General features: G+C 31.5%; 28 protein-coding genes. 16 read left to right on the plus strand and 12 right to left on the minus strand.

All coding sequences use genetic code 11. The features are described 5' to 3' along the window. Positions 1 to 120 precede the first annotated feature (120 nt). A complete protein-coding gene (locus tag AC1EUV_RS10360; RefSeq protein WP_480198633.1) occupies positions 121 to 1,311 on the minus strand; it encodes an NAD-dependent epimerase/dehydratase family protein in 1,191 nt (396 codons plus the stop codon). Between the two features lie 142 nt (positions 1,312 to 1,453). Between AC1EUV_RS10360 and AC1EUV_RS10365 the strand changes: the two genes are divergently transcribed. Then, entirely contained in the window at positions 1,454 to 3,607 is a 2,154-nt protein-coding gene (locus tag AC1EUV_RS10365) for a TonB-dependent receptor (RefSeq protein ID WP_480198634.1), read from the plus strand. A gap of 5 nt (positions 3,608 to 3,612) precedes the next feature. Here AC1EUV_RS10365 and AC1EUV_RS10370 read toward each other — a convergent pair whose 3' ends face one another. The 7 genes from AC1EUV_RS10370 to AC1EUV_RS10400 all read right to left on the minus strand — a co-directional run bounded on the left by AC1EUV_RS10370 (position 3,613) and on the right by AC1EUV_RS10400 (position 7,046). Beyond that, entirely contained in the window at positions 3,613 to 4,212 is a 600-nt protein-coding gene (locus tag AC1EUV_RS10370; protein WP_480198635.1) for a MarR family winged helix-turn-helix transcriptional regulator, read from the minus strand. A gap of 56 nt (positions 4,213 to 4,268) precedes the next feature. Beyond that, on the minus strand, positions 4,269 to 4,532 hold the full coding sequence (locus tag AC1EUV_RS10375; protein WP_480198636.1) for a DUF2024 family protein: 264 nt from the start codon (positions 4,530 to 4,532) through the stop codon (positions 4,269 to 4,271). 45 nt (positions 4,533 to 4,577) lie between these two features. Then, a complete protein-coding gene (locus AC1EUV_RS10380) occupies positions 4,578 to 4,811 on the minus strand; it encodes a thioredoxin family protein (RefSeq protein ID WP_480198637.1) in 234 nt (77 codons plus the stop codon). 103 nt (positions 4,812 to 4,914) lie between these two features. Next, positions 4,915 to 5,463: a hypothetical protein gene (locus AC1EUV_RS10385; protein ID WP_480198638.1), complete on the minus strand. Its 549-nt coding sequence runs from the start codon at positions 5,461 to 5,463 to the stop codon at positions 4,915 to 4,917. A gap of 36 nt (positions 5,464 to 5,499) precedes the next feature. After that, positions 5,500 to 6,192, minus strand: a complete 693-nt coding sequence (locus tag AC1EUV_RS10390) for a hypothetical protein (protein ID WP_480198639.1) — start codon at positions 6,190 to 6,192, stop codon at positions 5,500 to 5,502. Positions 6,193 to 6,388: 196 nt separating this feature from the next. Then, complete coding sequence (locus tag AC1EUV_RS10395; protein ID WP_480198640.1) at positions 6,389 to 6,670, minus strand: DUF2188 domain-containing protein; 282 nt, start codon at positions 6,668 to 6,670, stop codon at positions 6,389 to 6,391. A gap of 16 nt (positions 6,671 to 6,686) precedes the next feature. Further along, positions 6,687 to 7,046 carry a rhodanese-like domain-containing protein gene (locus AC1EUV_RS10400; protein WP_480198641.1) on the minus strand — a complete coding sequence of 120 codons (360 nt, stop codon included), beginning with the start codon at positions 7,044 to 7,046 and terminating at the stop codon, positions 6,687 to 6,689. Between the two features lie 125 nt (positions 7,047 to 7,171). Between AC1EUV_RS10400 and AC1EUV_RS10405 the strand changes: the two genes are divergently transcribed. The 10 genes from AC1EUV_RS10405 to AC1EUV_RS10450 all read left to right on the plus strand — a co-directional run bounded on the left by AC1EUV_RS10405 (position 7,172) and on the right by AC1EUV_RS10450 (position 12,694). Next, positions 7,172 to 7,822 (plus strand): hypothetical protein, encoded by a 651-nt coding sequence (locus tag AC1EUV_RS10405; protein WP_480198642.1) that lies wholly within the window; start codon positions 7,172 to 7,174, stop codon positions 7,820 to 7,822. Between the two features lie 125 nt (positions 7,823 to 7,947). Then, positions 7,948 to 8,358, plus strand: a complete 411-nt coding sequence (locus AC1EUV_RS10410; RefSeq protein WP_480198643.1) for a DUF2141 domain-containing protein — start codon at positions 7,948 to 7,950, stop codon at positions 8,356 to 8,358. 10 nt (positions 8,359 to 8,368) lie between these two features. Then, positions 8,369 to 9,739 carry a 2TM domain-containing protein gene (locus AC1EUV_RS10415; protein ID WP_480198644.1) on the plus strand — a complete coding sequence of 457 codons (1,371 nt, stop codon included), beginning with the start codon at positions 8,369 to 8,371 and terminating at the stop codon, positions 9,737 to 9,739. Further along, positions 9,705 to 10,055 (plus strand): 2TM domain-containing protein, encoded by a 351-nt coding sequence (locus tag AC1EUV_RS10420; RefSeq protein WP_480198645.1) that lies wholly within the window; start codon positions 9,705 to 9,707, stop codon positions 10,053 to 10,055. Before AC1EUV_RS10415 ends, AC1EUV_RS10420 begins: the two co-directional genes overlap by 35 nt. Positions 10,056 to 10,061: 6 nt before the next feature. Further along, positions 10,062 to 10,376 (plus strand): 2TM domain-containing protein, encoded by a 315-nt coding sequence (locus tag AC1EUV_RS10425; RefSeq protein WP_480198646.1) that lies wholly within the window; start codon positions 10,062 to 10,064, stop codon positions 10,374 to 10,376. Between the two features lie 11 nt (positions 10,377 to 10,387). Further along, the gene (locus tag AC1EUV_RS10430) at positions 10,388 to 10,741 is read left to right on the plus strand and encodes a 2TM domain-containing protein (RefSeq protein ID WP_480198647.1); all 354 of its coding nucleotides are present in this window, start codon (positions 10,388 to 10,390) and stop codon (positions 10,739 to 10,741) included. 12 nt (positions 10,742 to 10,753) lie between these two features. After that, on the plus strand, positions 10,754 to 11,104 hold the full coding sequence (locus AC1EUV_RS10435) for a 2TM domain-containing protein (RefSeq protein ID WP_480198648.1): 351 nt from the start codon (positions 10,754 to 10,756) through the stop codon (positions 11,102 to 11,104). A gap of 13 nt (positions 11,105 to 11,117) precedes the next feature. After that, positions 11,118 to 11,459 (plus strand): 2TM domain-containing protein, encoded by a 342-nt coding sequence (locus tag AC1EUV_RS10440; RefSeq protein WP_480198649.1) that lies wholly within the window; start codon positions 11,118 to 11,120, stop codon positions 11,457 to 11,459. Between the two features lie 9 nt (positions 11,460 to 11,468). Next, complete coding sequence (locus tag AC1EUV_RS10445; protein ID WP_480198650.1) at positions 11,469 to 11,942, plus strand: DUF2306 domain-containing protein; 474 nt, start codon at positions 11,469 to 11,471, stop codon at positions 11,940 to 11,942. Beyond that, the gene (locus AC1EUV_RS10450; RefSeq protein WP_480198651.1) at positions 11,939 to 12,694 is read left to right on the plus strand and encodes a LytR/AlgR family response regulator transcription factor; all 756 of its coding nucleotides are present in this window, start codon (positions 11,939 to 11,941) and stop codon (positions 12,692 to 12,694) included. The genes AC1EUV_RS10445 and AC1EUV_RS10450 overlap by 4 nt, the downstream gene beginning before the upstream one ends. A 28-nt stretch (positions 12,695 to 12,722) precedes the next feature. Here AC1EUV_RS10450 and AC1EUV_RS10455 read toward each other — a convergent pair whose 3' ends face one another. Then, on the minus strand, positions 12,723 to 14,639 hold the full coding sequence (locus tag AC1EUV_RS10455; RefSeq protein ID WP_480198652.1) for a S9 family peptidase: 1,917 nt from the start codon (positions 14,637 to 14,639) through the stop codon (positions 12,723 to 12,725). 167 nt (positions 14,640 to 14,806) lie between these two features. On the opposite strand from AC1EUV_RS10455, the gene AC1EUV_RS10460 reads away from it, so the two are divergent. Further along, positions 14,807 to 15,199, plus strand: a complete 393-nt coding sequence (locus tag AC1EUV_RS10460; protein ID WP_480198653.1) for a hypothetical protein — start codon at positions 14,807 to 14,809, stop codon at positions 15,197 to 15,199. Positions 15,200 to 15,211: 12 nt separating this feature from the next. Here the strand turns inward: AC1EUV_RS10460 and AC1EUV_RS10465 are convergent, their stop codons facing one another. From AC1EUV_RS10465 to AC1EUV_RS10475, 3 genes are read right to left on the minus strand one after another with little or no spacing between them, the layout of a single operon-like run. Then, on the minus strand, positions 15,212 to 15,748 hold the full coding sequence (locus tag AC1EUV_RS10465) for an RsmD family RNA methyltransferase (protein WP_480198654.1): 537 nt from the start codon (positions 15,746 to 15,748) through the stop codon (positions 15,212 to 15,214). Continuing rightward, a complete protein-coding gene (locus AC1EUV_RS10470; RefSeq protein ID WP_480198655.1) occupies positions 15,748 to 16,599 on the minus strand; it encodes a DUF3822 family protein in 852 nt (283 codons plus the stop codon). The genes AC1EUV_RS10465 and AC1EUV_RS10470 overlap by 1 nt, the downstream gene beginning before the upstream one ends. Continuing rightward, positions 16,568 to 17,308: a hypothetical protein gene (locus AC1EUV_RS10475; RefSeq protein WP_480198656.1), complete on the minus strand. Its 741-nt coding sequence runs from the start codon at positions 17,306 to 17,308 to the stop codon at positions 16,568 to 16,570. The genes AC1EUV_RS10470 and AC1EUV_RS10475 overlap by 32 nt, the downstream gene beginning before the upstream one ends. A 114-nt stretch (positions 17,309 to 17,422) precedes the next feature. On the opposite strand from AC1EUV_RS10475, the gene AC1EUV_RS10480 reads away from it, so the two are divergent. The 4 genes from AC1EUV_RS10480 to AC1EUV_RS10495 all read left to right on the plus strand — a co-directional run bounded on the left by AC1EUV_RS10480 (position 17,423) and on the right by AC1EUV_RS10495 (position 22,661). Further along, positions 17,423 to 18,853, plus strand: coding sequence for an ATP-dependent DNA helicase (locus tag AC1EUV_RS10480; protein WP_480198657.1), 1,431 nt, complete (start codon positions 17,423 to 17,425; stop codon positions 18,851 to 18,853). 130 nt (positions 18,854 to 18,983) lie between these two features. Further along, positions 18,984 to 20,633: a leucine-rich repeat domain-containing protein gene (locus AC1EUV_RS10485; RefSeq protein WP_480198658.1), complete on the plus strand. Its 1,650-nt coding sequence runs from the start codon at positions 18,984 to 18,986 to the stop codon at positions 20,631 to 20,633. Positions 20,634 to 20,739: 106 nt separating this feature from the next. Beyond that, on the plus strand, positions 20,740 to 21,294 hold the full coding sequence (locus tag AC1EUV_RS10490) for a 1-acyl-sn-glycerol-3-phosphate acyltransferase (RefSeq protein ID WP_480198659.1): 555 nt from the start codon (positions 20,740 to 20,742) through the stop codon (positions 21,292 to 21,294). A gap of 122 nt (positions 21,295 to 21,416) precedes the next feature. After that, complete coding sequence (locus AC1EUV_RS10495; RefSeq protein ID WP_480198660.1) at positions 21,417 to 22,661, plus strand: type 1 glutamine amidotransferase domain-containing protein; 1,245 nt, start codon at positions 21,417 to 21,419, stop codon at positions 22,659 to 22,661. Positions 22,662 to 22,777: the final 116 nt, after the last annotated feature.

The raw sequence follows: 22,777 nt of genomic DNA on the forward strand, positions 1-22,777 counted from the left end.
TTGACCCATAAATTTAGAGTAGGTCACAATGCATAACTCAAATAACAATATCCAATAGGGAATTATATAGTAGCTATTAAAAACAATTACAGCAATATTGTCAGAAAAATTATAACAATATTACTTTTTATAAACGTTCCATTTTTTAATGAGCTCAGCTTGTCTGTTGTGTAATTCGTTTGGGTCGGAAAGAAATTTTTCTCTTCTATCTTTAGGTACACCATCAGAAACCCACCAATTATAGGTATCCGTTATGGTTTTATTAAACGGCCTAAAGCTTAAACCATTCTTTTTAGAATGCTCATTGTTTACGCGAGATATACCATGAAATTTTTCTGAATCCAATATCCAAGGAGCTTGAAAAGGAAGATTGTTTTTATTCAAAAAGTCATAGTTATCAATACTAACCAATTTAGATTTTGAGTCTAAAGCTTCTTTAGTTTTTTCAGCAAATGTTGTAACAGACATTTTCGTAGCAGGGCCAACACCATTAAAAACGCCAGAAGTTTTATTTTCTATCAATCTAATAGTCCAATCTGCAATATCACGGACATCAATAAACTGAACCGGATCATCTTTTTTACCTGGTACTATAACATCTGCACCTTTGGCTAATTGAGTTGGCCAATAAAAAAAACGATTGGTTCTGTCTGCCGGGCCTAACATAAAAGTAGGGCGAACTATTGCTGTTTTATTTTTTCCAAATATTCTTTCCGCAGCTAATTCTGAGTTAGCTTTCATCACACCATAATCGTAGGTAAATTTTTCGTCACCAGTGGCATTACTAGGTACTTCTAAGACAAGAGGATCTCCTTCTTTTAAATTTGCTTTATAATAAGGATAGAATACGCTAACTGAAGAAATGTAAATATACATGCCTACATTTTCTTTTAGCAGATCAGCAGTAGCTTCTGTCCACTCAACTTTTCTACCAGAATTATCAATTACTGCATCCCATTTTCTACCCTTTAGAGCTTCTAGATTATTTTCTCTATCACCTATCAAATGTTCAGCTTTTTCATAAATATCCTGATGAACGGTTGGCTTTGTTTTACCTCTTGTAAATGTTGTGATTTTATGGCCCCTTTCTAATGCATATGCTATTTGATGAGGACCCAAAAAACTAGAACCGCCCAAAATCAAAATGCTTAATGGTTTTGAAGTATTACTAAGAGGGTTTGTCCTAGTTTGTTCTTTATTGGCGCCAAGACAAGCAATTGGAAAGCCCATAAAAGGAATCAACGCTGAAGCTTTTAAAGTGTTAGAAATAAAGCTTCTACGAGCTATTGAGGTTTTTTTATTTTTTTTCATGTGATAATTTTCAATAGCCCTAAATTACTTATATTTTATTTAATAAGATTTTACATCCCGTCCTCTTTAATCTACAATTCAGTAGCTCTTTTTATGAAAGTTTTTTACGCTAAACAACATTTGCACTATAAAATCAATGTAAATGAAAACCATAATAATCTTAGCTATCTTAATTTTAACAATACCACTAAGTGCTCAAACTACTATATCTGGAAAGGTAACAGACAAAAAAGGAGTTCCAATAATTGGGGCAAATGTTTATTTGCAAAACACCTACGATGGAGCCACCACTGATAAAAATGGATTATTCTCATTTGAATCAGGCAAATCTAGTAACCAAACCTTAATTGTGTCTTATTTAGCGTTTAAAACATATCGATTTACAGCTGATGTTTCTACTTTAAATAATCTAAATATTGTTTTAAAAGAAGAGGTAAATACTTTAGACGCTGTTGTATTGTCTGCGGGCTCTTTTCAGGCTGGAGATAATTCTAAAGTATCAGTAATGAGTCCTTTAGATGTAGTTACAACGGCAGGTGTAGCTGGAGATTTTATTTCTGCCTTACAAACGTTGCCTGGCACTCAAACCGTAGGCGAAGATGGTCGTTTGTTTGTACGTGGTGGTACAGCAGAAGAAACTCAGGTATTTATTGATGGCTTACAGGTTTTTAAACCATATTCACCAACTGCAAATAATACACCTACTAGAGGGCGCTATTCTCCATTTTTATTCGACGGTATTACTTTTAGTACCGGTGGCTATTCTGCAGAATATGGCAATGCACTGTCTAGTGTATTATTATTGAATACCATAGATGATCCTAAGCAAAGCGAAACCAATTGGTCTTTTATGACTGTAGGTGCAGGAGTAGGGCATACCAAAAAGTGGGAAAAAGATGCGCTTACGGTCAATACCATGTATATTAATTTAGCTCCATATAATGAGTTGGTACCAGATGATAATAAATGGAATAAATTACCAGAATCACTTTCTGGTGAGGCCGTATATAGACATCATACTAAAAATGGATTGTTTAAATTCTATTCAGCTTTTGAATCCTTAAATTTTGATGTAGAGCAACAAGATATCAACTTTGAAGATTTGGTTAGACTAGATTTAAAAAATAACAATTGGTATACAAACCTTTCTTATAATGGCTTTATAAGTGATAAAACCAAACTAACAACAGGTATCAGTTATACAAATAGTAATGCTAAAGTACATATAAGTGATACTAAAGTTAGAAATATAGAAAATGCACTGCATATTAAGGCGAAATTGAAACATAATTTTAGTAATCAACTAAAATTGAGCTATGGCGCTGAGTTTCAATCAACACATTTTAAAGAAGATGGTATAGCAAGTCAGACACAGCCATTTCAATATAGTTTTACAAATAATTTAGCTGCAGCGTTCGCGGAAACTGATATTTTCTTTTCAAACAGCCTAGCTGCAAAACTTGGAGTACGATTAGATCATACTGCTTTATTTGACGAAACTACAATTTCACCAAGAGTTTCTTTAGCCTATAAGTTCAATAAACAAGCACAAATATCTTTTGCTTATGGTGATTTTTATCAAACGCCACAAAACGATGAATTAAAAATTACCCAAGATTTAAATTTACAAGAAGCAACACATTATATTTTAAATTATCAATACAAAAAGAACAAGCGCTTATTTAGAGCAGAAGCGTTTTATAAAGAGTACGATAATTTATTGCAATACGATACTGAGTTTGGCAGACCAATGGCTAATTTTAATAACGAAGGATTTGGTTATGCAAAAGGCTTAGATCTTTTCTGGAGAGACTCTAAAAGTATCAAATATCTACAGTATTGGTTATCGTATTCGTATTTAGATACTAAGCGTAAATTTCAAGATTATCCAACAGAAGTAATGCCTAATTATGCAACCAAACACAATGCTTCATTAGTTACTAAATATTGGATTAACGATTGGCGTTCGCAAGTAGGTATGACTTATAATTTTGCTAGTGGCAGACCTTTTAACAACCTGAATAGTACTCAATTTATGGATGGTAGAACTAAAAGTTATCATAATATAAGTGTTAATTGGGCGTATTTAATTTCGCAGCAAAAGATCCTATATTTTTCTGCAACCAATATATTAGGTTTTAAAAATGTATTTGGTTACGATTATTCGACTACACCAAATAATAATGGAACGTTTAATAGACAAGCCATTGTACCTACTTCTGATAGCTTCTTTTTTGTAGGTTTCTTTTGGACTATTAGTGAGGATAAGAAAAAGAATCAACTAGATAACCTGTAAGATAATTAATGCACTTTCTCAAATTCTGGGCAGTCTAGTCTAATATCTTGAACTTTTAAAGAAGCTTCTAATAAATTGCAATAACTGCCTTTCGAATTTTTATCGTAAAATTTACAAGCATAACAGGTACGTTGTACAGTTAAAATATTAGTTTGATTGAGCTGATAAATTAATTTGCTAAGTGTTTTATACACATTATTAAGATCAATCTCGTTTATAGTGTTTAGCTGTTTTTCAATGGGCTCAGCAAAATTTTCTGTAACGTTAACTATTTTTTTACCTTTTTCAGAAACCAAAATTGTATAACTACGGCTATCGGTAGAGGAGTAGTCTTTAATAATTAATTCTTTTTTATTTAATACTCGAATCGCGTCACTAATAGTGGGCTTGGTAACATTAAATTCTTTTGCTAAATGGCTTACGTTGCAGAACTCACTTTTATGATAAGCAACAAATAATAGTATTTGTATTTGTATAGGGCTTAATCCCAATTCTTTAGCCTTCTCCCAAAGTAACACTTTAAATGCTTCAGATATACGTTCTAAGCCAACTACTATTTTACTAGTAGTATCTAATTGTTGTTTTTTCGGATTAAATATGCTCATAGTAAAAGCCTATCAAGTTTGGTTTTGATAGGCTAAGTTAGCATTCCTAATTAAAATTAAGAACAATTTTCCATTTCAATAATATAAAAACCTTTTTGCTGAATGGCATTTATTACTTCTTCTGAAGCTTGTTCTATATGGCAAAATTGACATTCGTTAGATGTAAGTTTGCCAGTTTTAAATGGTTTACTGTTAAGATAAGTATGACCATAATTGTATATAATGTTAGTGTCTGTTACTGTGTCTGGAACAAGAATATCAAAATGCATAATAGCACCATCCGCTCGTTGAACATACGTATCGTAAATTGAAATTTTCATAAATAAAATTTAAAATTAGGAATCCTAACAAGTAAAGATAAAAAATTATCCTTTTACATCGGCCATAGAAGCACCATAATTAATGTGTAGTACATTACCAGTTGGTGTAACTAAGGCTGGTACGGACTTTACGCCTGCGTTTTCAGCTTCACTTATACGTGTTCTTACTTCACCAATATTAACAACTTCTACATTACTAGATCCTATTAAATCTATAACGTCATGTTCTGCACTTACACATACTGGGCAACCTGCATGATAAAAAATTGATTTATTCATAATTAAAAATTTTGGATTAATACTAATACAAATATAGTAAGGAATCCTAACTTAATAAAAAATATTTTAAATATTTTATTAACAAAACCACTCGAAGTTACGTTTACTTCTTACTATACAACTTCAACTCTAACTCCGCCAACGACAATTGCCGATATTTTGGTTTTGCAGCTTGTACGCGTTTAGCAAGATCGATGACTTCTAAATAGCTTTCTATGGTTGCTATTTGTGTCCAAGGTTTTAGGGTAATGGTAGGCAGGTTTAATTGCTTTGCTTCTTTATTAAGTATTATTTGTATAGTTCTATCCACCGGAAAGTGCGGTGGTGCAGGTATTAATTTTAAACACCAAACATATTTTAAAAATAGGTTTAATACTTTTTGGCTTACGCCAATATTGAGTTGACCGCCTTTAAGCAGGTTAGCATATTCTTTAGTATGCTCAGAGAGTTTTTCTATGTTTTTTATATGCTGCTCTTCGGAGCAAGGTTTAAAGTATTGTTCTGCGATAAAACTTTCGAGGTCTCTTTTAAGTTCTGTTTTAAAACGTTCTTTAAGCGCCTCATCTACATCTGGTTTATAAATACCAGCGCGTTGAAAAGCCCCAGCAATAGACAATTGCCATAATTCGTTAATGATAAAGTTGCTTTTCATGTGGTGAAAATACGTTTTTTATAATAAGCATTATTGTCACCTGCTATTTTCAAGTCGTATTTTATCAATGTAATAAGCACGGTTAGATGGAAGAGAAAGGGGGTGGCATGTATGACCATCATACTGTATAACTAACCCATATTTTGAGTACTCCCAAAAATCATGTGAATACAGGGGGCGGTCTCTTTGTATAATGGCTGGTTTACCAGGTCTTAATATTGTCAACGTGTAAGTATTGCTCCGACGATCAAACTTCACTACACAAATAAGTTTTTCGTATGAAGAATATGACCCTATTGTTCTAAAGCGGCGTGTTCCATCTTCTAAAACTATATCTCCATTAAAAAACAACCTAAGTCTTAACCCCATTCCAGACGCGTCTGATGGGAAGTCTGCTTCAATGTCTGGGTCTGGCTCATCTATTTTGGCCTTTAAATCAATAAAAATAGGACAGTCATTGTATTCGGTATATACTTCGAAATAATATTCTAAATATCTTGGAAATCCACTGATATCATTAGAATAGATCATTAACTTATCTCGACAACCAACATTAATTGGGTTAAATTTTAAAGCTCTAGAATTAAATACAGTACTATTTTCTATAGTATAAAAACATTCCCCATCTAATAAATTTAGGATAATCTCATCACCTGAAGGATCGCCAGGAGGATTTAAATTTGGTTCCCTTCCAATGCGATCTGAATCAAAATTTGCATTTAGGATCAAAGGAGCACAACTTGAAAATAATAAAGTTATTACACCTATGAATATGAAAATAAAAAATGACCTTAACCTCATAATAAAGCTTATGATTTCATATTTTTAAAATCTTATTTGTAGCAAATATCTACTTTTTTTTATATGATGTCAACAGGATTTATCCTGTTTTTTGTAGAGTGTTTTTCCCTTTTTTCAAAATAGGTTAATCATAACTAACCCTGTCTCGTATACCACCATTTTCTCTATGTATAATAACATCTGCCTTATATTTTCTCGCAATAGTTTTTGCTTTATTTATAGCGGTACTTTGCTTACGGTGTTTAGAAGTAATACGTTTATTGCCTTCGCGCCTTATGGCCCAACCAGCTTTGTAAGGTACTACATGTTGGTGCCAGGTTCTTTTTTTAGTACGGCTACTTTTAAAAAAGACATCTACTAATTGTTCTAAAATATCTAACCAAAAATTAGTTTTCCGTTTTGTCATTGTTTTTAATCATTAATCATGCTGTAATTATACACTTCTTTAAGTGTTTCATAGCTCCACCATTATAAGCAGTTGCAAAGCCTTTATTCTTTAAGATTTCTAGAGCTTTGTAGCTACGTATGCCATGAGAGCAATATGTAATTATTGTTTCATTTTTTTCTAAAGGAATATTAGTAGTATTCAATTGACCAATAGGTATGTTTATTGCATGTTTAATATGTCCGTTTTTATATTCTGTCTTTGTTCGTACATCTAAAAGAGTAGCTCCGTTTGCTAGTATCTTATCTAGATCTTTGGCTATTTTGGTTTTGTAATATTCTAAATAAAGTAAATAAACTATAATTATAACTAGCAGTATTATAGCGGTTGTGATCATTAACTTTAATTATTAAAAAACCCAAGTTAACAATTCATCCTAAAAAAATGACAATTCAGTCGTAAACTCTTTTAAATGTTTGGCTATCTCAAGACTTTTGAACCATCATTTAAAACAAAAATATCATGATACGACTAGTAACAACCTTATTATTATTCTTACTTAGCCAAGTAACAACAGCACAAACCGATTTCGAAAAAGGTATGGAGCAAGCTCTCGCACTTCAAAAAGAGCAAAAATATGATGAATCAGCCAATCTTTTAGAACGCATTGCTAATACCGAAACGGAAAATTGGTTGCCTGCTTACCATTTAGCTTTATTAAAAACAAGGACTGCTTTTAATATTAAAGATAAAGCGCAACAAGCAGCACAAATAGCTTCGGCAGAAGATCATATTGCTACAGCAGATGCATTATCACCAAACAACTCAGAGATATATGTAGTAAAAGCATTGATAAATGTGGCTAAAGTAGCTTCAGACCCTGTGACATATGGGCCAACTTTATCTGCACCAACTACCGAGTTGTATAAAAAAGCAATTGCTTTTGATAAAACTAACCCTAGAGCATATAGTGGTTTGGCAGAATTCGAAATGGGCGGAGCTCAATTCTTTGGGCAAGATCTAACACCTTATTGTAAACGTTTACAAGAATCGATCGCTTTATACGATGCTTCTGAGTCTAAAGGAAAATTTTACCCAAAATGGGGTAAGCAAAGAGCCATGCAAATAGTAGCATCATCACAATGTGCACCAAAAAAGGAAACTAAAGAATAATTAGTAGTTTTAAGCCACAAAGTGGCCTAAGTTAGAGTGCCGCCTCAGATAAAATAGCAACTTATGCAGTTCTAGATACACTTTTATAAAGAAAAGCACTCGAACTGACAAAACAACCATAAGAAATGAGATTTTTAATTTTAATAACATTTTTAATACTATCCTTAACGGGAAAAGCACAAGACAATACTTTAATTATACAAATAGATGGTATTGAAATGAAGAAAGGAACCGAGGTGTTTATTGCACTTTATAATAGTGAAGATAGCTTTTTAAAGAAACCATATAAAGGCACCATTGCTAAAGTAGTAAACGGAAAAGCGACCACAGTTATTAAAGATTTAGAGTCGGGCACTTATGCTGTTTCATCTTTTTATGATAAAAATGCCAATGGTAAAATGGATACCAATTTCTTGGGAATTCCTAAAGAACCAACGGGTATGAGTAATAATGCTAAAGGAAGTTTTGGTCCACCAAAATACAAGAATGCTAAGTTTAAATTAACGGCAGACAAAACAATAACAATCAACTATTAAATAGGAAGCTGTGAAAACTAGAGAAATATTTTCTATGAATAATATTAAAAATGGTGCGATTGTATGCCTAAAAGTAACATTAATTTTAGGTATTATATTCATCATCTTGTCTAGACAGTTTACTGTTGAAGGTATTTTAACCTCCTTTGGTATCTCAGCACTTTATAGTTATGGTATTGGTTTCGGTTTAGGAATAATAAATAAGTATCTCAATTCTCAATGGGATTGGGTAAAACAAACTAATCAACGTGTTACTGCTGGTATTATAGCAACGGTGATATATGTTGTTCCGGTGGTTCTGATGATAAATTATATACTCTTTGTTTATATACAAGGAGCTAATCCTGATAATTTTTTTGAAGGAAACTTTTTTTGGATACATATCTTTTACATCATATTTTCTTTAGCTGTAGCAACTTTTATGCATGCACGAGATTTTATGCGTAATTGGAAATCTGCTGTTAAACAAGAAACCAAAATACAAAAGGTAATTGCTGGTACTGCAAGCGCTCAATTTGATGCGTTGAAGAATCAACTAGACCCACATTTTTTATTTAATAGTCTAAATGTTTTAACAAGTTTAATAGACGAATCACCAGATAATGCTCAAAAATTTACAACCTCATTATCAAAAGTATATAGATATGTACTCGAACAAAAAAATAAAGAACTTGTTACAGTAGAAGATGAGTTAAAATTTGCTAGAACTTATATGTCTCTATTAAAGATGCGTTTCGAAGATAGCATCATTTTCGAAATCCCTGAAAAGGTTGCAAATCCTGAAGCTAAAGTAGTGCCTCTGTCATTACAATTGTTACTAGAGAATGCTGTAAAACATAACATGGTTACATCTCAAAAGCCACTAAATATTAAAATCTACGAAAGGGGTAACGATCTAGTGGTCGAAAATAACTTACAACCAAAACAAGTAGTAAAAAAGAGTAGTGGTGTTGGTTTATCAAATATAGTACAACGTTATGCGCTTTTAACTAAGCGTGAAATGATTATAGAAGAAACACCAAAGCATTTTAGCGTAGCTATACCGATGCTTACTAAGCAATTATCTACGTCGCTAGAAATACAGCAAGATTATATAGAAGACAAACGATATATGCGTGCTAAAGAACGCGTAAAAAAGGTTAAAGAATTTTATTCTAATCTGGTATCGTACATAATTGTAATGCCAATTTTGGCCTTTGTTAATTATATGACAACTGATTTTCCTTGGGTGATATTTCCTGCATTAGGTTGGGGGTTTGGTGTACTGGCACACTGGCTAGAGGCTACCGGAAGAACACCTTTTTTAGGAAAAAATTGGGAGCAGCGTAAAATAGAAGAGCTAATGGATGAAGAAAATAATAACAGAGAACTTTACAACTAAATCAATCATGCAAGTAATAGATAACAACAAAGAAGAGAAGTACGCAAGAGCTAAGAAGCGCTTAGAAGAATTAAAAGGTTTTTACTGGCATCTCTTTGCAGGTATATTGGTAATACCAATTGTAACAATTGTAAACTGGTTAACGAGTAATTATCCATGGGCAATTTTTCCCGTTGCTGGTTATTTACTGAGTCTTATTATTCATTGGTTTGTAGTCTTTAAAAGAGGTTCAATATTTAGTAGACAGTGGGAAGAGAAAAAGATTCAAGAGCTAATAGAAAAAGAAGAAAATCAACAAAATCAACTTTATAATTAACTAACTATGGAAAATTTTGATAAAGAAAATAAATACTTACGAGCTAAAGAGCGTGTAGAAGAGTTAAAGAAGTTTTATTCTAGTCTTGCTTGGTATATAATTGTAATAGCTTTTTTAGCTGGGTTAAACTACTATACAAACGGTTGGCGTTATATGTGGTTTTTATGGGCTGCATTTGGCTGGGGTATCGGTTTGGTATTTCATGCAATAAAGGCTTTTCAAATGAATCCGTTTATGGGTAAGAATTGGGAAGAACGTAAGCTTAAAGAGTTTATGGATGAAGAAAATACTGATGTAAGTAGAAGAAACCGTTGGGAATAAGATATTAGACGATGGAAAAAGATAAAAAAAGTGCCTATTTAAGAGCTGAAAAGCGAGTTAAAGACATAAAATGTTTTTACAAAAACTTGTTTATTTATGTAGCATTTTTAATTCTTTGGATTTTATTTGCGAAGAGGTTCATTCGATATATATTAACAGAAGTGAAGGGTGATGATGTGGGCTTTATAAACTGGTTAGATATTAATTTATGGTTAACACCAGTATTTTGGGGTTCTATATTGTTAATATATGGATTGTATGTGTTTACTGATGTTTTTAATTTCTTTAAGAAATGGGAAAAAGAAAAAATAGAAGAATATATGGCCGAAGGTAATGAGGACGCGCCTAGAAATCAATGGGAATAACAACTTTAACGTATGAAAGAGTTTGATGAAATACAAAATGATAATTATTTAAAAGCAAAGAAACGTGTAAAGCAAATTAGAGGTTTTTATACACATTTGCTTGTATATTTATTAGTGAACACATCAATAACAATTGCAAAGATGGTTCTAATTTATCATGTTGCCAACATTAAAGTTTTTATTGAAATGTTGACACATGTTGATATTTATTTGAGCTGGTTGTTATGGGGAATAGGACTACTGATCCATGGTTTAGTGGTATTTGTTTTTAAATCATCACTTTTTAAAGGTTGGGAAGAGAAAAAAATAAAAAAATATATGGCTGAAGGTAATAAGGATGCGTCAAGTAATCAATGGGAATAAAAATTTTTGAATTATGAAAGAATTAGATAAAATAAAAAGTGATAGATATTTAGAAGCTAAAAAGCAGGTAGATGAACTAAAAGGATTCTATGTTCATTTAATAGTATATATTTTAGTTAATCTATTTATTTCTTCCGCTAAGGTAATTAGTGATATAAATAGTGGAGATACTTTTAGTGAAGCATTTTTCGATTTTCCAACGTATGCTGTATGGTTTTTTTGGGGTATTGGTATTTTTTTTCATGCTTGGGGCGTATTTGGTAGAAATATAATTTTTGGAAAAAACTGGGAAGAAGAGAGAATTAAGAAATATATGGAGGAGGATAGAAACGAATTTAGAAATAGGTATGAATAAAATAGGTTAATGTTAAACGACATTATACATAGTAAAATTGGTGCATTTCATACGATTATAGCTGTAATAACTATGATTACTGGCTTGGTAGTTGTTTTTAATGCTAAAGGCACTACTTTTCATAAAAGGATTGGCTATGTTTATGTGGTTTCAATGTTATTATTAAACTTGAGCGCATTTTTTATCATAAATTTTGGTGGCTTTAGCATATTCCATTTTTTTGCTATTGTCAGTTTAGCTACTGTGTTAGCAGGAATTATTCCAGCCATTAAAAAAAGTAAGAACTGGTTTGGGTATCATTATTATTTTATGAGTTGGTCTGTAGTAGGATTGTATTGCGCGTTTTGGTCAGAAGTCGGTACTCGTTTTGTACAAAATATGCAACAATTTTGGTGGGCAGTAGCTTTAGCAACTATAATCACGGTAATTATAGGAAACAACATTATAAATAAACAAGCTAAAAAATTGAACTTAAAGAAATGAATGTCATAATAATAGAAGACGAAAAACCAGCAGCTAGAAGATTATCTAGATTGCTGGAGAAAATAGGAGTAGAGGTGAGCACAATGTTGCATTCTGTAGAAGAATCTATTAATTGGTTTCATAATAATGAGCATCCAGATTTGATCTTTTTAGATATTCAACTTTCAGACGGATTGTCTTTTGAAATTTTTGATGAAATAGAGATTAATAGTTCTATTATTTTTACAACAGCCTTTGATGAGTATGCACTACAAGCTTTTAAGCTAAATAGTATTGATTATTTACTAAAACCGATAGATGATGAGGATTTAGAACGAGCTGTAAAGAAGTATCAAAATATGGCTCCAAAAGCTCAAAATGTTCAGGTTAATTTTGAGGACATTAAAAAGCTTTTAACAAACCCAATTGAGCGTGCTTATAAAAAACGATTTACGGTAAAAATAGGGCAGCATTTAAAAATGATTCCCATTGACGCTATAGAATGTTTTTATAGCGAAAATAAGGGTACCTATATTCATACAAATGAAAACCGCGATTATTTAATAGATATGACTTTAGAGCAACTAGAAAATGAACTTGAGCCAAAGACTTTTTTTAGGATAAGCCGTAAGTTTTTTGTGAATATCAACGCTATTAAAGATATGGTGTCGTATACTAATTCGCGTTTGCAAATAAAACTAAATACCTATAAAGATCAAGATGTGATCGTTGCTCGCGAACGTGTAAGAGATTTTAAAGATTGGTTAGAATAAAAAAACCGCCGTTTGGCGGTTTTTTTATTTATTCTTTTACAGGTTCATCATCACCGAGATATTTATCTAAAAATTGTAAGATCTTGCCGTAGGCTTCAATCTGATTCTCTTTTTTAACAAAGCCATGACCTTCATCATCAAACAATACATATTCTACTGGAACTTCATTTTTACGAACTTCTGCTACTATTTCATCAGATTCAACTTGTAGTACACGAGGATCTTTCGCTCCTTGCAATACCATTAAAGGCTTAGTAACATTTTCAGCATGAAATAAAGGTGAAATTTTATGTAACCTCACAGAATCAGCTGAATATGGATCACCCATTTCTTTATATAAAGCGTCTTTAAAAGACTCCCACCATGGTGGAATGCTTCTAATGGTTCTAATCCAATTTGTAACACCAAAAATGTTAACACCAACATCAAATTCCTCAGGTTTAAAAGTAAGCGCAGCCATAGTCATATAACCACCATAAGAACCACCTATAATACCTATTCTTTCGGCATTGATTTCAGGTTGCTCGGCAAGCCAATTCTTACCTTCTACACAGTCTTGTAAATCTTTATCACCGTGATTTAAATCATCCATTTGAAAGAATGTTTTACCATAACCACTACTTCCTCTATTATTTACAGCAAGAATGGCATAGCCATGATTCACTAAATATTGAATTAGTGATGAGAAATTTTGTCGCGATTGTCCTCCTGGTCCTCCATGTACCCAAACCAATGCAGGCACTTTATTTTCTGTTGAAGCTTGATGAGGAGTATAATAAATAGCAGGTATTTCTAATCCGTCAAAAGACTTATAACGAACCACTTTAGCAGTTACCATATCAACAGGATTAATATCCTTATTTAATACATCAGAAAGTTTTTTATACTCTTTTGTAGCTACATCGTACGAATATAAGTTTGAGGGTGTATTAGACCCTCTAACATAAAAACGCGCTTTTGTACCATCTCTAGAATAACTAACGCTACTAACATCGCCTGCATCAAATTTTGGAAAATCTACATTTTCTCCAGTTGCTACATCTACAACATCAATCTCTGTTTTGGCATCGGCATTCACATAAGTTATCTGATATTTTCCATCATGTGTAAAGAAGCTACTCCAAATATCCCAATCTTTTTCTAGTACTTTTTCTTGAGATTTATCTTCAAGATTGTATTTCTTCAAATAAGCAAATTCATTGCCATCGTCTGTAGTATAGAGTAATGATTTACTATCAGGCGTAAAATCTGAAGCAGAATTGGCAGATTGATTTGCATTTACTTTGGTTAATGATTTGTCATCAAAAGAATAGACAAATAAATCAGAATCATTAGTGGTAATAGCTTTTCCTAAAGCCATATACTTTTTATCGTTAGAAATACCTCCAAATGAATAGGCATTATCATTTTGATAGATCATTTTTGGAGTCATAGTTTCAACATCCATTTCATATACATCAGTAAAACGAGGATTACGTTTTGTATATCCATAATAGAAGCTTTTACCATCATGTGCCCAACCATAAAAAGATGCACGAGCACCTTTATCAGGAGTTAATTCGGTTGTAGCTCCAGTAGTATCACGAACATATAAATGAAATATTTCATCTCCATTACCATCCATTCTAAATAGAATGCGTTCGTCATTAGGGAAATATGAAATACCAAATACAGAAGCACTGTCTGACTGCGTTATCGGTGTAAAATCACCACCATCAGCAGGAACGGTAAACATATTATAAATACCAGATCTGTTACTTGAGACTAATAATTTAGAATTATCTGGTGAAAAACTTCCTCCGCCAATGGCTTCGTTATCCATCATTTGCTCAATGGTATACGATTGAAGATTCTTAACTATCTCTGCTTTTTCATCAACTTTTTGCTCTTTTTTACAAGCAATCAAGCAAGAAAAGGCCAGAAGAAATACTGCTAATTTTCTCATTATGTGATTAGTTTAGTTAAACTACTAAGTTACTACTAATTAATATATTATTATAAAGTTTAACATTGTTAAGATCGTCATAATAAAACTTTAGAATATCTTTAGTTTTTATAAGTTATTTTGCTACTTTAGAGAACTATTAATTTTTACCCCCTTAAAACTCTGTTTTGAAAAAGATATTTTTCGTGTTATTTTTTGGTTTAGCTATTTTTTCTTCTTTTGCTCAAGCTACTGAAAAGCCTCAATTGTTCAAATATGTTAGCACTGCGCCAGATGGTTCAGTAGTTTTTACTGTTGTTGATGATACTCGAAAATCTACAATGACATTAGAATCTGTAGATGATTTCTATAAGTATCAGCTAAGAGATGCTAAGACAGATGAATTAATACTTACATATAATAATAAAGGGAAGACAGGTACAATTGATAAGTCTAAACTAGCCGCAGGAGATTATAATTTATTTGTATACACCAAAAGCTTTATTATATCTTCTGAAATTACAATTTCTTCATCTTCAGTAAAAACTGAGAATGGTGTTGCAATGGTCGATGAAAATTAACTTGTTAAAGTATTAGTTTTCGAAGAAACTAAAGGAACTTCCTCCGTAATTTTTAACATAACTAAATTGATCTAAATCAGATAGGTTAGTACGTTTAGAATGCTCTATAATCAATAAACCATCTTTATTAAGTAATTTTTTCTCGAAAATAAGTTTTGGTATTGTAATAAATTGCTGATCAGAAAAACTGTATGGAGGGTCTGCAAAGATTATATCTGCTGTTTGTAAAGTGTTTTCTAAAAATTTAAAAACATCACTTTTTATAGTAGTAATATTTGCATCAAACTCTTTTGACAAGCTATTGATAAATTGCACACAGCCATTATGCTTGTCAACACTTATTACTTGCTCTGTTCCACGCGAGGCAAATTCTAAACTAATACTACCAATACCGGCAAAAAGATCAATGACTTTTATATCTTCAAAATAGTATTGGTTATTAAGAATATTGAACAATGCTTCTTTAGCCATATCAGTAGTAGGCCTTGTAGGTAAATTTTTAGGTGCATTAAAGCGTCTACCTTTGTGTTTACCTGAAATTATTCTCATTAAAATTGATGTAGTAAAGTAAAATACTGTCTCTTAATCTCTTCAGTAAAACCCTCTGAATGTGAATATCTAGATCGATTTTCGAGCAAACTTACATTTCTAATGTATTTATAGGCTATTGCATACAAATTATCATCTTTATCAACATTACCTAGCAACTGCAGTTCAAACTTTTCAGGATTCATTTTCAACTGTTCAGCAGTAAACAAAATATAATAAATGAAATCTTCTTTTGTGGTATATTTATAGGTATTATATAACTGCAATTTTTTGTCGAAAATAACAATGATCTCAAAATGAGATTGACAAATATTAACAAACATTTGAGGCGCTAAACTGTACTTATAGATATCTGTTAAGTTTTCTACTAAAACTGTAGAAAAATGCTTGTACTCAAACCCTCCGAATTGATCAATTAAAAAATTATTTACGTTTACGTATGGTGCATATACGTTAACAATATCGTGGTTTTTTATTTCATCAAAAACAAAATAGTCATGCCTAAGAACTTTATTGTTAAATTCAACATAATTCGATAATTTATTCTCATCAAATAAAGGTTTCGGTACTAACGTAGAAAGGTCATTTATATGACTTACAGTAACTGAACTAAATTTTTGCTTTAACAACTCATTACTATCGAAAACATCGGCAATATTAGTAAGTAATTTTTGTGGAGTCTTAACTTGATTTTCTTTAAAATAATAATCGCATAGTGCTGTAAATTCTTTAGAGTCTTTATCAAGAACGCAAAAAGAAAATCCATCCAAACTAAATTGGATGGATAGATGATTATTTCTTTGATCTTTTGAATCTGTATTATTCGCTATCTTTCTTTTCTCCTGTATCATAAAAAGGTGGCCAGTTACCATTCACTTTTACATCGTCTAATGATCCTACAGAAATGAATTCACCACTCACTTCAGGACCACCAAAAGCCTCTTTTTCCTGTCTTATTAAATGAATGTCTAGTCCGTCTAATATTACACCTTTATCAACTTTCGCTTGAAATACTGGTGATTTAATGCCTTGTACTTTTTCTACATAACCAGTTTCCATGGTAAACTTAGTACTAGCATCTGGTACATCGCCCATGCTTTTATAATCACGCTGAGCGTATGAATCTTTTACTGGTTTGAAGCCTACAGTATCCACAACTCGCTCTTCTACCTCAATCATAATAGGACTATAATCAGTTCCTTTATTAACGGTTTTAATTACGTTTTTCGTTTCTGTAACAGCAAATTTAGCCGTGTCAATAAACGCTACTAAGTTTTCAAATTTCTTAGCATAATCGCCAGTAACAGCTTTATGATCTACTTGAGCATCTCTAATTATTTTTAAGCGATCAATTACCTTGGTGTAACGTGCTTTCTTTTCCTTATTAAATTTAATTGGGGCTTGAATACCTTGATAGATCTTATAGCCTAGGAATGCGATTAGCAACCAAAGTAAAATAGAAATAATTGGTCTAGACTTACTACTAGCTTTATTTACAATAAAGTATGCTAAACCACCAACTAGTGCGATTGCTGCAATAATTATTAAAACTGTTAACATTTTAAATGAGATTTAATTTTTTAGGTTATACGCAAATCTACAAAATTTTTTCAATGCTAAAAATTTTTAGGGTTAAATCAATTTGTACCTTTGGTTTTTTATTTGTGTAGGTGAATGATTAAAGACCCAAAGACATTTTATACATTATTACTAGATAAGTTTCCTTACGAACCTACAAAAACACAAGATGTTCTATTAAAGCAATTATCTGATTTTGCATTTAGCGACAATAACAAGAACTTATATCTCTTAAAAGGATATGCCGGTACTGGTAAGACTACTACTATTAGTACTGTTGTAAATAATCTGTGGAATGCAGGCAAAAAATCTGTTTTATTAGCTCCCACTGGTAGAGCCGCTAAAGTAATAGCAGGTTTTGCAAATAGGCAAGCATTTACAATTCATAAAAAGATATATCACCCTAAAAAGAAAAATAACGGAAGTGTATCTTTTACTTTACAAACAAATAAGCATACCAATACTATTTTTATTGTCGATGAAGCTTCTATGATACCAGACAGAGCTGCTGATGCTCGTTTGTTTGAGAATGGTTCTTTGCTGGATGATCTCTTGTTTTATGTGTATTCTGGTAAAAATTGTAAACTGATTCTTATAGGTGATACTGCACAGTTACCTCCAGTCAAGCTGGAATTAAGTCCTGCCTTAAACGCCGACGCCTTAGAATTAAATTATAATAAAGATGTAAATGAGTTGGAGTTGAATGAAGTAATGCGTCAACATAAAAATTCTGGAATACTTAGTAATGCAACTCGGTTAAGATTGAATTTAGGTGATGGCGGTTATGAAGATTTCAAATTCAATTTAAATTTTCCAGATATTATCCGTTTAATGGAAGGGTACGATATACAAGACGCCATACAATCTGCTTATGACACAGACGAAGGGGTAGAAGCTACGGCATTTATTGTTAGATCAAATAAACGTGCTAATCAATACAACCAGCAGATAAGAAGTAAAATTAGAGGTCAAGAGAATGAAATTGCTACTGGTGATTATGTAATGGTAGTAAAGAACAATTATTTTTGGTTAAAAGATAGTTCTGAAGCCGGTTTTATAGCTAATGGTGATATTTGCGAAATTCTTGAAATTAGAAATTATAAAGATTTATATGGGTTTCGTTTTGCTGAAGTGAAAATTAGAATGATAGATTACCCAAATCAGAGACCATTTGAAACAGTCTTATTATTAGATACCTTAAGTTCTGAAACGCCTTCATTATCATATGAGGACTCTAATCGATTATATGAAGAGGTAAAAAAAGATTTTGAGCATGAAAGATCATCTTATAAACGATTGCTTTCAGTAAAAAAGAATAAATATTTTAATGCCCTACAAGTAAAATTCTCTTATGCAATGACATGCCATAAATCACAAGGAGGACAATGGAAAACAGTTTTTATAGAACAGCCTTATCTACCTAATGGGCAAGATATAGGGTATTTGCGCTGGCTCTATACTGCGGTTACTCGTGCACAAGAAAAATTATATTTAATAGGGTTTCAAGAAGTTTTTTTTGAAGATTAGTTTGCAATACTTATAGCAAATTTCCTTTGATTGGTTACATCTGTTTCATAGTCTGTTACATATGTTTAATTTAATTGTGATTTAATAAAGTAATTTTATAGTGTTATATAATCTTTAAATTTTTAATGCTATGAAAAAACTAACTAAAATTTGCAATAGGTGTTTTAATCAAAATAATATCTTAGGTTGTTTATTCATCTTATTTATATTCTTAATATCGTGTAAAAAGAAAGTTATTAATGCTGAAATTGATGAAAAGGCAACAGAAAAATTTATGTCTGCAGAAAATGAACTAGTTGTTTTTAAAGTAATAGACAATTCATCTGAGGTAGATTTTTTTGATGTAATTGAGAAATTAGGCGAAAATTCTAATATTTCAATTTTTGAAGTAGATGAGAATTTTAATGTCAATAAAATTGCTTCGAAAGTTGATTTAAGTTCAAAAAGATTTAATACAAATTTTTCAAAAGAGAAAAACTATTTAGCCATTAAACCTATTAGTCTTCAAACTAAAGCACGATATGACTTGTTAGGAAGGTTAAAAAAAATACCTGGTTTAGCTTTCCCTCCAGAAATTTGTAAATATATATTGTGTTTTCCTGAGGTTTACCAATTTGATGATGTAGTAGAAAGACTACCTATATTAAAAGAATATAGAGACAAGACCATTTTAGAAGATATTCAATTCAGGTTTCCGCCTAACCCCACCCCCTTAGTAAACGGAGGAGCTTGTGGTCAATGTTTTGATAATGATATTGTTTTTATCAATCCAAAGGATTTGGAAACTGAATTGCCAATAAGTGGTCTACTATGTAATTGTGCTTTAAGCACTCCTTTAAGCAATTATAATGCTTTAAAGGCCTTGTATGAAGCAAACCCAAATAATACTTTGAATTGGGATTTAAATGATACTAGTATGGAATCATTTTCTGGAGTTCAACTAAATAGTAACGGTAATGTTGTAGGTTTGCGTTTAAGATATTCAAACCTTACAACTATCCCTTGTCAAATAGGGCAATTAACTGATTTGATAAATTTAAATTTATCTTATAATGAGATAACAAAAATCTCTTGTGGGATAGGTAAATTAGCTAATCTTGAAAGTTTAGAATTATTAGTAAATCCACTAAAAAATCTACCAGTTGAAATAGGACAATTAACTAATCTTCAGCATTTAGATTTAAGGCATACTAATTTAACAACTTTTCAAGCTGAAATAACTCAGTTAATTAATCTTAAAAGTTTACAATTGGGATTTAATCAAATAACAACAATTCCAAAAAGTATAGGTCTATTAACCAACCTTCATTATTTAGATTTAGGACATAATAAAATAACAATTATACCCCTTGAAATAACACGATTATCTAACCTTGTTACTTTAGTTATACCTGGTAATCACATAACAACTATACCTAAAGAAATAAGTAAACTAAGTAATCTCTTAATTTTATCTTTTTCTGGGAATCAAATAACAGCACTTCCTAAAGAAATAGGGCAGTTAGATAATTTACAAGGTTTATATTTAACATATAATAAAATTATAACAATACCAGTTGAAATAGGTCAATTATCTAACCTTTGGCATTTAGATTTTTACCGAAACCAAATTATTGCAATTCCAACAGAAATATCTAACTTAACAAACCTTAGAGAATTAGTTATTGGTGGTAATCCTGTAACGATTATTCCACAAGCTGTTTGTGATTTAAAAAATAACATTTTACCTGATGGAACATTAACTTCAGTAGGTTTGGATTCAGATGATGTATGTCAATAGTGTTCGTTCTAATAAAATTATCCAACATACTTGGTGGATTTTTCTTTTTAGAATAGTTTAACTTTGCCTTCTTAATTGATGAGATTCCTACTTCTCGGGAAATACGATGAAAAAACCAATAGCAAAATTTGTCCTTTTTATTTCAGGTTGGAAGGCCGATTATAAAAAAGAATTTAAAGTTGATAAATCTGTGATGCTGGCAGCGCCGCATACTTCCAATTGGGATATTGTGTATGCTCTAGCAGTCTACTGGTTAGAAGGTATTGATGCTAAGTTTTTGATTAAAGACAATTATACGAATAGTTTTTTTGGCTTTTTCTTTAAATGGCTGGGTGCCATAGGTGTAGATAGAAAAAAGAATAATAATCTGGTTGATTATTCCGTCGAACTTTTTAATAAATCAGATAAGTTAATTTTAATGGTTCCTGCGGAAGGTACACGCAGAAGAGTAGAGAAATGGAAGACTGGTTTCTATCATATTGCTAAAAATGCAGATGTGCCTGTGTCTTTTGGTTTTTTAGATTATAAAAATAAAATTGCAGGAGTTGGAGGTGCTTATAGCTTAACTGGTAAGTTCAAAAAAGATATGCAAGTAATTGAAGATTTCTATAAAGACATTGAAGGCAAACATCCAGAACTTTACAATAAAAAGATCTTCTAGCTTTAATCTACTAGCTCTTACTTATTAAATCATCTTTTCCTCTGACGAAATTATCATTTCGACAGGTTTTAATAATGAATTGATATTACTTCGCGGCATAATTATAAAACATTTGTATTATTATGAAGTCTGAAAAAAGAATTGGCGTTGGAATACTCTTAGGATTAGTATTTGGTGTTTTAATAGGTTTGACTATAAATAATTTACCTCTTTGGATTAGTGTAGGAACAGCTTTAGGAGCTAGTATTGGATTTACTTTAAAACTTAAAAAATACCCTAAATTAAAATGGACGTTAATCTCAATTTTAAGTTTACTAATTCTACTTATTTCATTTGGAGCATGGTTTATTAATCTCTTACCGTTAGATGAGATGAAAAAAGACCTAACTGCTAGTAAAGTTGATGACATTTTGTATTTATCTGAGAATATTATTCCTAATCGCGGCAAAGTATTGGCAGTAGTTACAAGTACAGATATGATGGGGAATAGCGGAAAGAAGACAGGTTATGAGTTAACAGAATTGTCTCGTACTTATTATGTATTTAAAGCCAATGGTTTTGAGGTCGATGTGGCAAGCCCGTTGGGCGGTAAACCTCCAGTTGTTATTGATGATGAAGATATGGGAGTGTTCGATTATGCTTTTTTAAATGATTCTATTGCACAACATAAAACAAGTAATACCATTGCTATAAATGCTATAAATGTGGATGACTATCAAGGCGTATTTTTTGTTGGCGGAAAAGGAGCTATGTTCGATTTTCCAGAGAATAAAGCCATCCAAGAAATTGTAAAAAACTACTATCAAACCAATAAAGTAATTGGAGCTGTATGTCATGGACCAGCAGCTTTGGTAAATGTTACATTAGATGACGGTAGTCACCTTTTAGAGAATAAAACGGTAACTAGTTTCACAAATAAAGAAGAATTACTTTTAATACCAGATGCTGAATCTATTTTCCCTTTTCTTTTACAGGATAAATTAACTTCTAATGGAGCCAATTTTAATGAAGGCGCCATGTATTTAAATAAAGTAAGTCATGATAAAAATTTAATAACAGGACAAAACCCCTGGTCTACTTGGAAATTTGCTGAAACCATGATTAAGCAATTAGGTTATACGCCTAAGCACAGAGAAATAACTGGTGAAGAAAACGCAGTAGAAGTATTACAAGTTTATGAAAAAGAAGGTTCAAAAAAGGCTAAGGAACTTATAGATAAATTAGTGACTCAAGAAAAAAAATCAGTAGATAGAATGTTACTAGCGTCTCATAGTATTATTGCCGCTATGAAAGGCGAAATAGGTAGGTTTTTTGGAGTTCTTGGAATTACTTCTTATGTTAAAAGTAAATCAAAAGACAAAAGTTAAATGTAAAATGATTTTGGTTGACCTTGAGAGCATAAGTTCTTTATTGAATTTGTGCTTTTGTGCGTATAATTTATCCTTAAATTTGAGAAAAAGAATCTATTGAGTTTTTTAGATAT

The organism is Maritimimonas sp. 2304DJ26-3, from assembly GCF_056591635.1.

Bases quoted from the DNA above. Each gene is read 5' to 3' on its own strand.
- AC1EUV_RS10360 (WP_480198633.1), bottom strand. From the start codon at position 1,311: ATGAAAAAAAATAAAAAAACCTCAATAGCTCGTAGAAGCTTTATTTCT.
- AC1EUV_RS10365 (WP_480198634.1), top strand. From the start codon at position 1,454: ATGAAAACCATAATAATCTTAGCTATCTTAATTTTAACAATACCACTA.
- AC1EUV_RS10370 (WP_480198635.1), bottom strand. From the start codon at position 4,212: ATGAGCATATTTAATCCGAAAAAACAACAATTAGATACTACTAGTAAA.
- AC1EUV_RS10375 (WP_480198636.1), bottom strand. From the start codon at position 4,532: ATGAAAATTTCAATTTACGATACGTATGTTCAACGAGCGGATGGTGCT.
- AC1EUV_RS10380 (WP_480198637.1), bottom strand. From the start codon at position 4,811: ATGAATAAATCAATTTTTTATCATGCAGGTTGCCCAGTATGTGTAAGT.
- AC1EUV_RS10385 (WP_480198638.1), bottom strand. From the start codon at position 5,463: ATGAAAAGCAACTTTATCATTAACGAATTATGGCAATTGTCTATTGCT.
- AC1EUV_RS10395 (WP_480198640.1), bottom strand. From the start codon at position 6,670: ATGACAAAACGGAAAACTAATTTTTGGTTAGATATTTTAGAACAATTA.
- AC1EUV_RS10400 (WP_480198641.1), bottom strand. From the start codon at position 7,046: ATGATCACAACCGCTATAATACTGCTAGTTATAATTATAGTTTATTTA.
- AC1EUV_RS10405 (WP_480198642.1), top strand. From the start codon at position 7,172: ATGATACGACTAGTAACAACCTTATTATTATTCTTACTTAGCCAAGTA.
- AC1EUV_RS10410 (WP_480198643.1), top strand. From the start codon at position 7,948: ATGAGATTTTTAATTTTAATAACATTTTTAATACTATCCTTAACGGGA.
- AC1EUV_RS10420 (WP_480198645.1), top strand. From the start codon at position 9,705: ATGAAGAAAATAATAACAGAGAACTTTACAACTAAATCAATCATGCAA.
- AC1EUV_RS10425 (WP_480198646.1), top strand. From the start codon at position 10,062: ATGGAAAATTTTGATAAAGAAAATAAATACTTACGAGCTAAAGAGCGT.
- AC1EUV_RS10430 (WP_480198647.1), top strand. From the start codon at position 10,388: ATGGAAAAAGATAAAAAAAGTGCCTATTTAAGAGCTGAAAAGCGAGTT.
- AC1EUV_RS10435 (WP_480198648.1), top strand. From the start codon at position 10,754: ATGAAAGAGTTTGATGAAATACAAAATGATAATTATTTAAAAGCAAAG.
- AC1EUV_RS10440 (WP_480198649.1), top strand. From the start codon at position 11,118: ATGAAAGAATTAGATAAAATAAAAAGTGATAGATATTTAGAAGCTAAA.
- AC1EUV_RS10445 (WP_480198650.1), top strand. From the start codon at position 11,469: ATGTTAAACGACATTATACATAGTAAAATTGGTGCATTTCATACGATT.
- AC1EUV_RS10450 (WP_480198651.1), top strand. From the start codon at position 11,939: ATGAATGTCATAATAATAGAAGACGAAAAACCAGCAGCTAGAAGATTA.
- AC1EUV_RS10455 (WP_480198652.1), bottom strand. From the start codon at position 14,639: ATGAGAAAATTAGCAGTATTTCTTCTGGCCTTTTCTTGCTTGATTGCT.
- AC1EUV_RS10465 (WP_480198654.1), bottom strand. From the start codon at position 15,748: ATGAGAATAATTTCAGGTAAACACAAAGGTAGACGCTTTAATGCACCT.
- AC1EUV_RS10470 (WP_480198655.1), bottom strand. From the start codon at position 16,599: ATGATACAGGAGAAAAGAAAGATAGCGAATAATACAGATTCAAAAGAT.
- AC1EUV_RS10475 (WP_480198656.1), bottom strand. From the start codon at position 17,308: ATGTTAACAGTTTTAATAATTATTGCAGCAATCGCACTAGTTGGTGGT.
- AC1EUV_RS10480 (WP_480198657.1), top strand. From the start codon at position 17,423: ATGATTAAAGACCCAAAGACATTTTATACATTATTACTAGATAAGTTT.
- AC1EUV_RS10485 (WP_480198658.1), top strand. From the start codon at position 18,984: ATGAAAAAACTAACTAAAATTTGCAATAGGTGTTTTAATCAAAATAAT.
- AC1EUV_RS10490 (WP_480198659.1), top strand. From the start codon at position 20,740: ATGAAAAAACCAATAGCAAAATTTGTCCTTTTTATTTCAGGTTGGAAG.
- AC1EUV_RS10495 (WP_480198660.1), top strand. From the start codon at position 21,417: ATGAAGTCTGAAAAAAGAATTGGCGTTGGAATACTCTTAGGATTAGTA.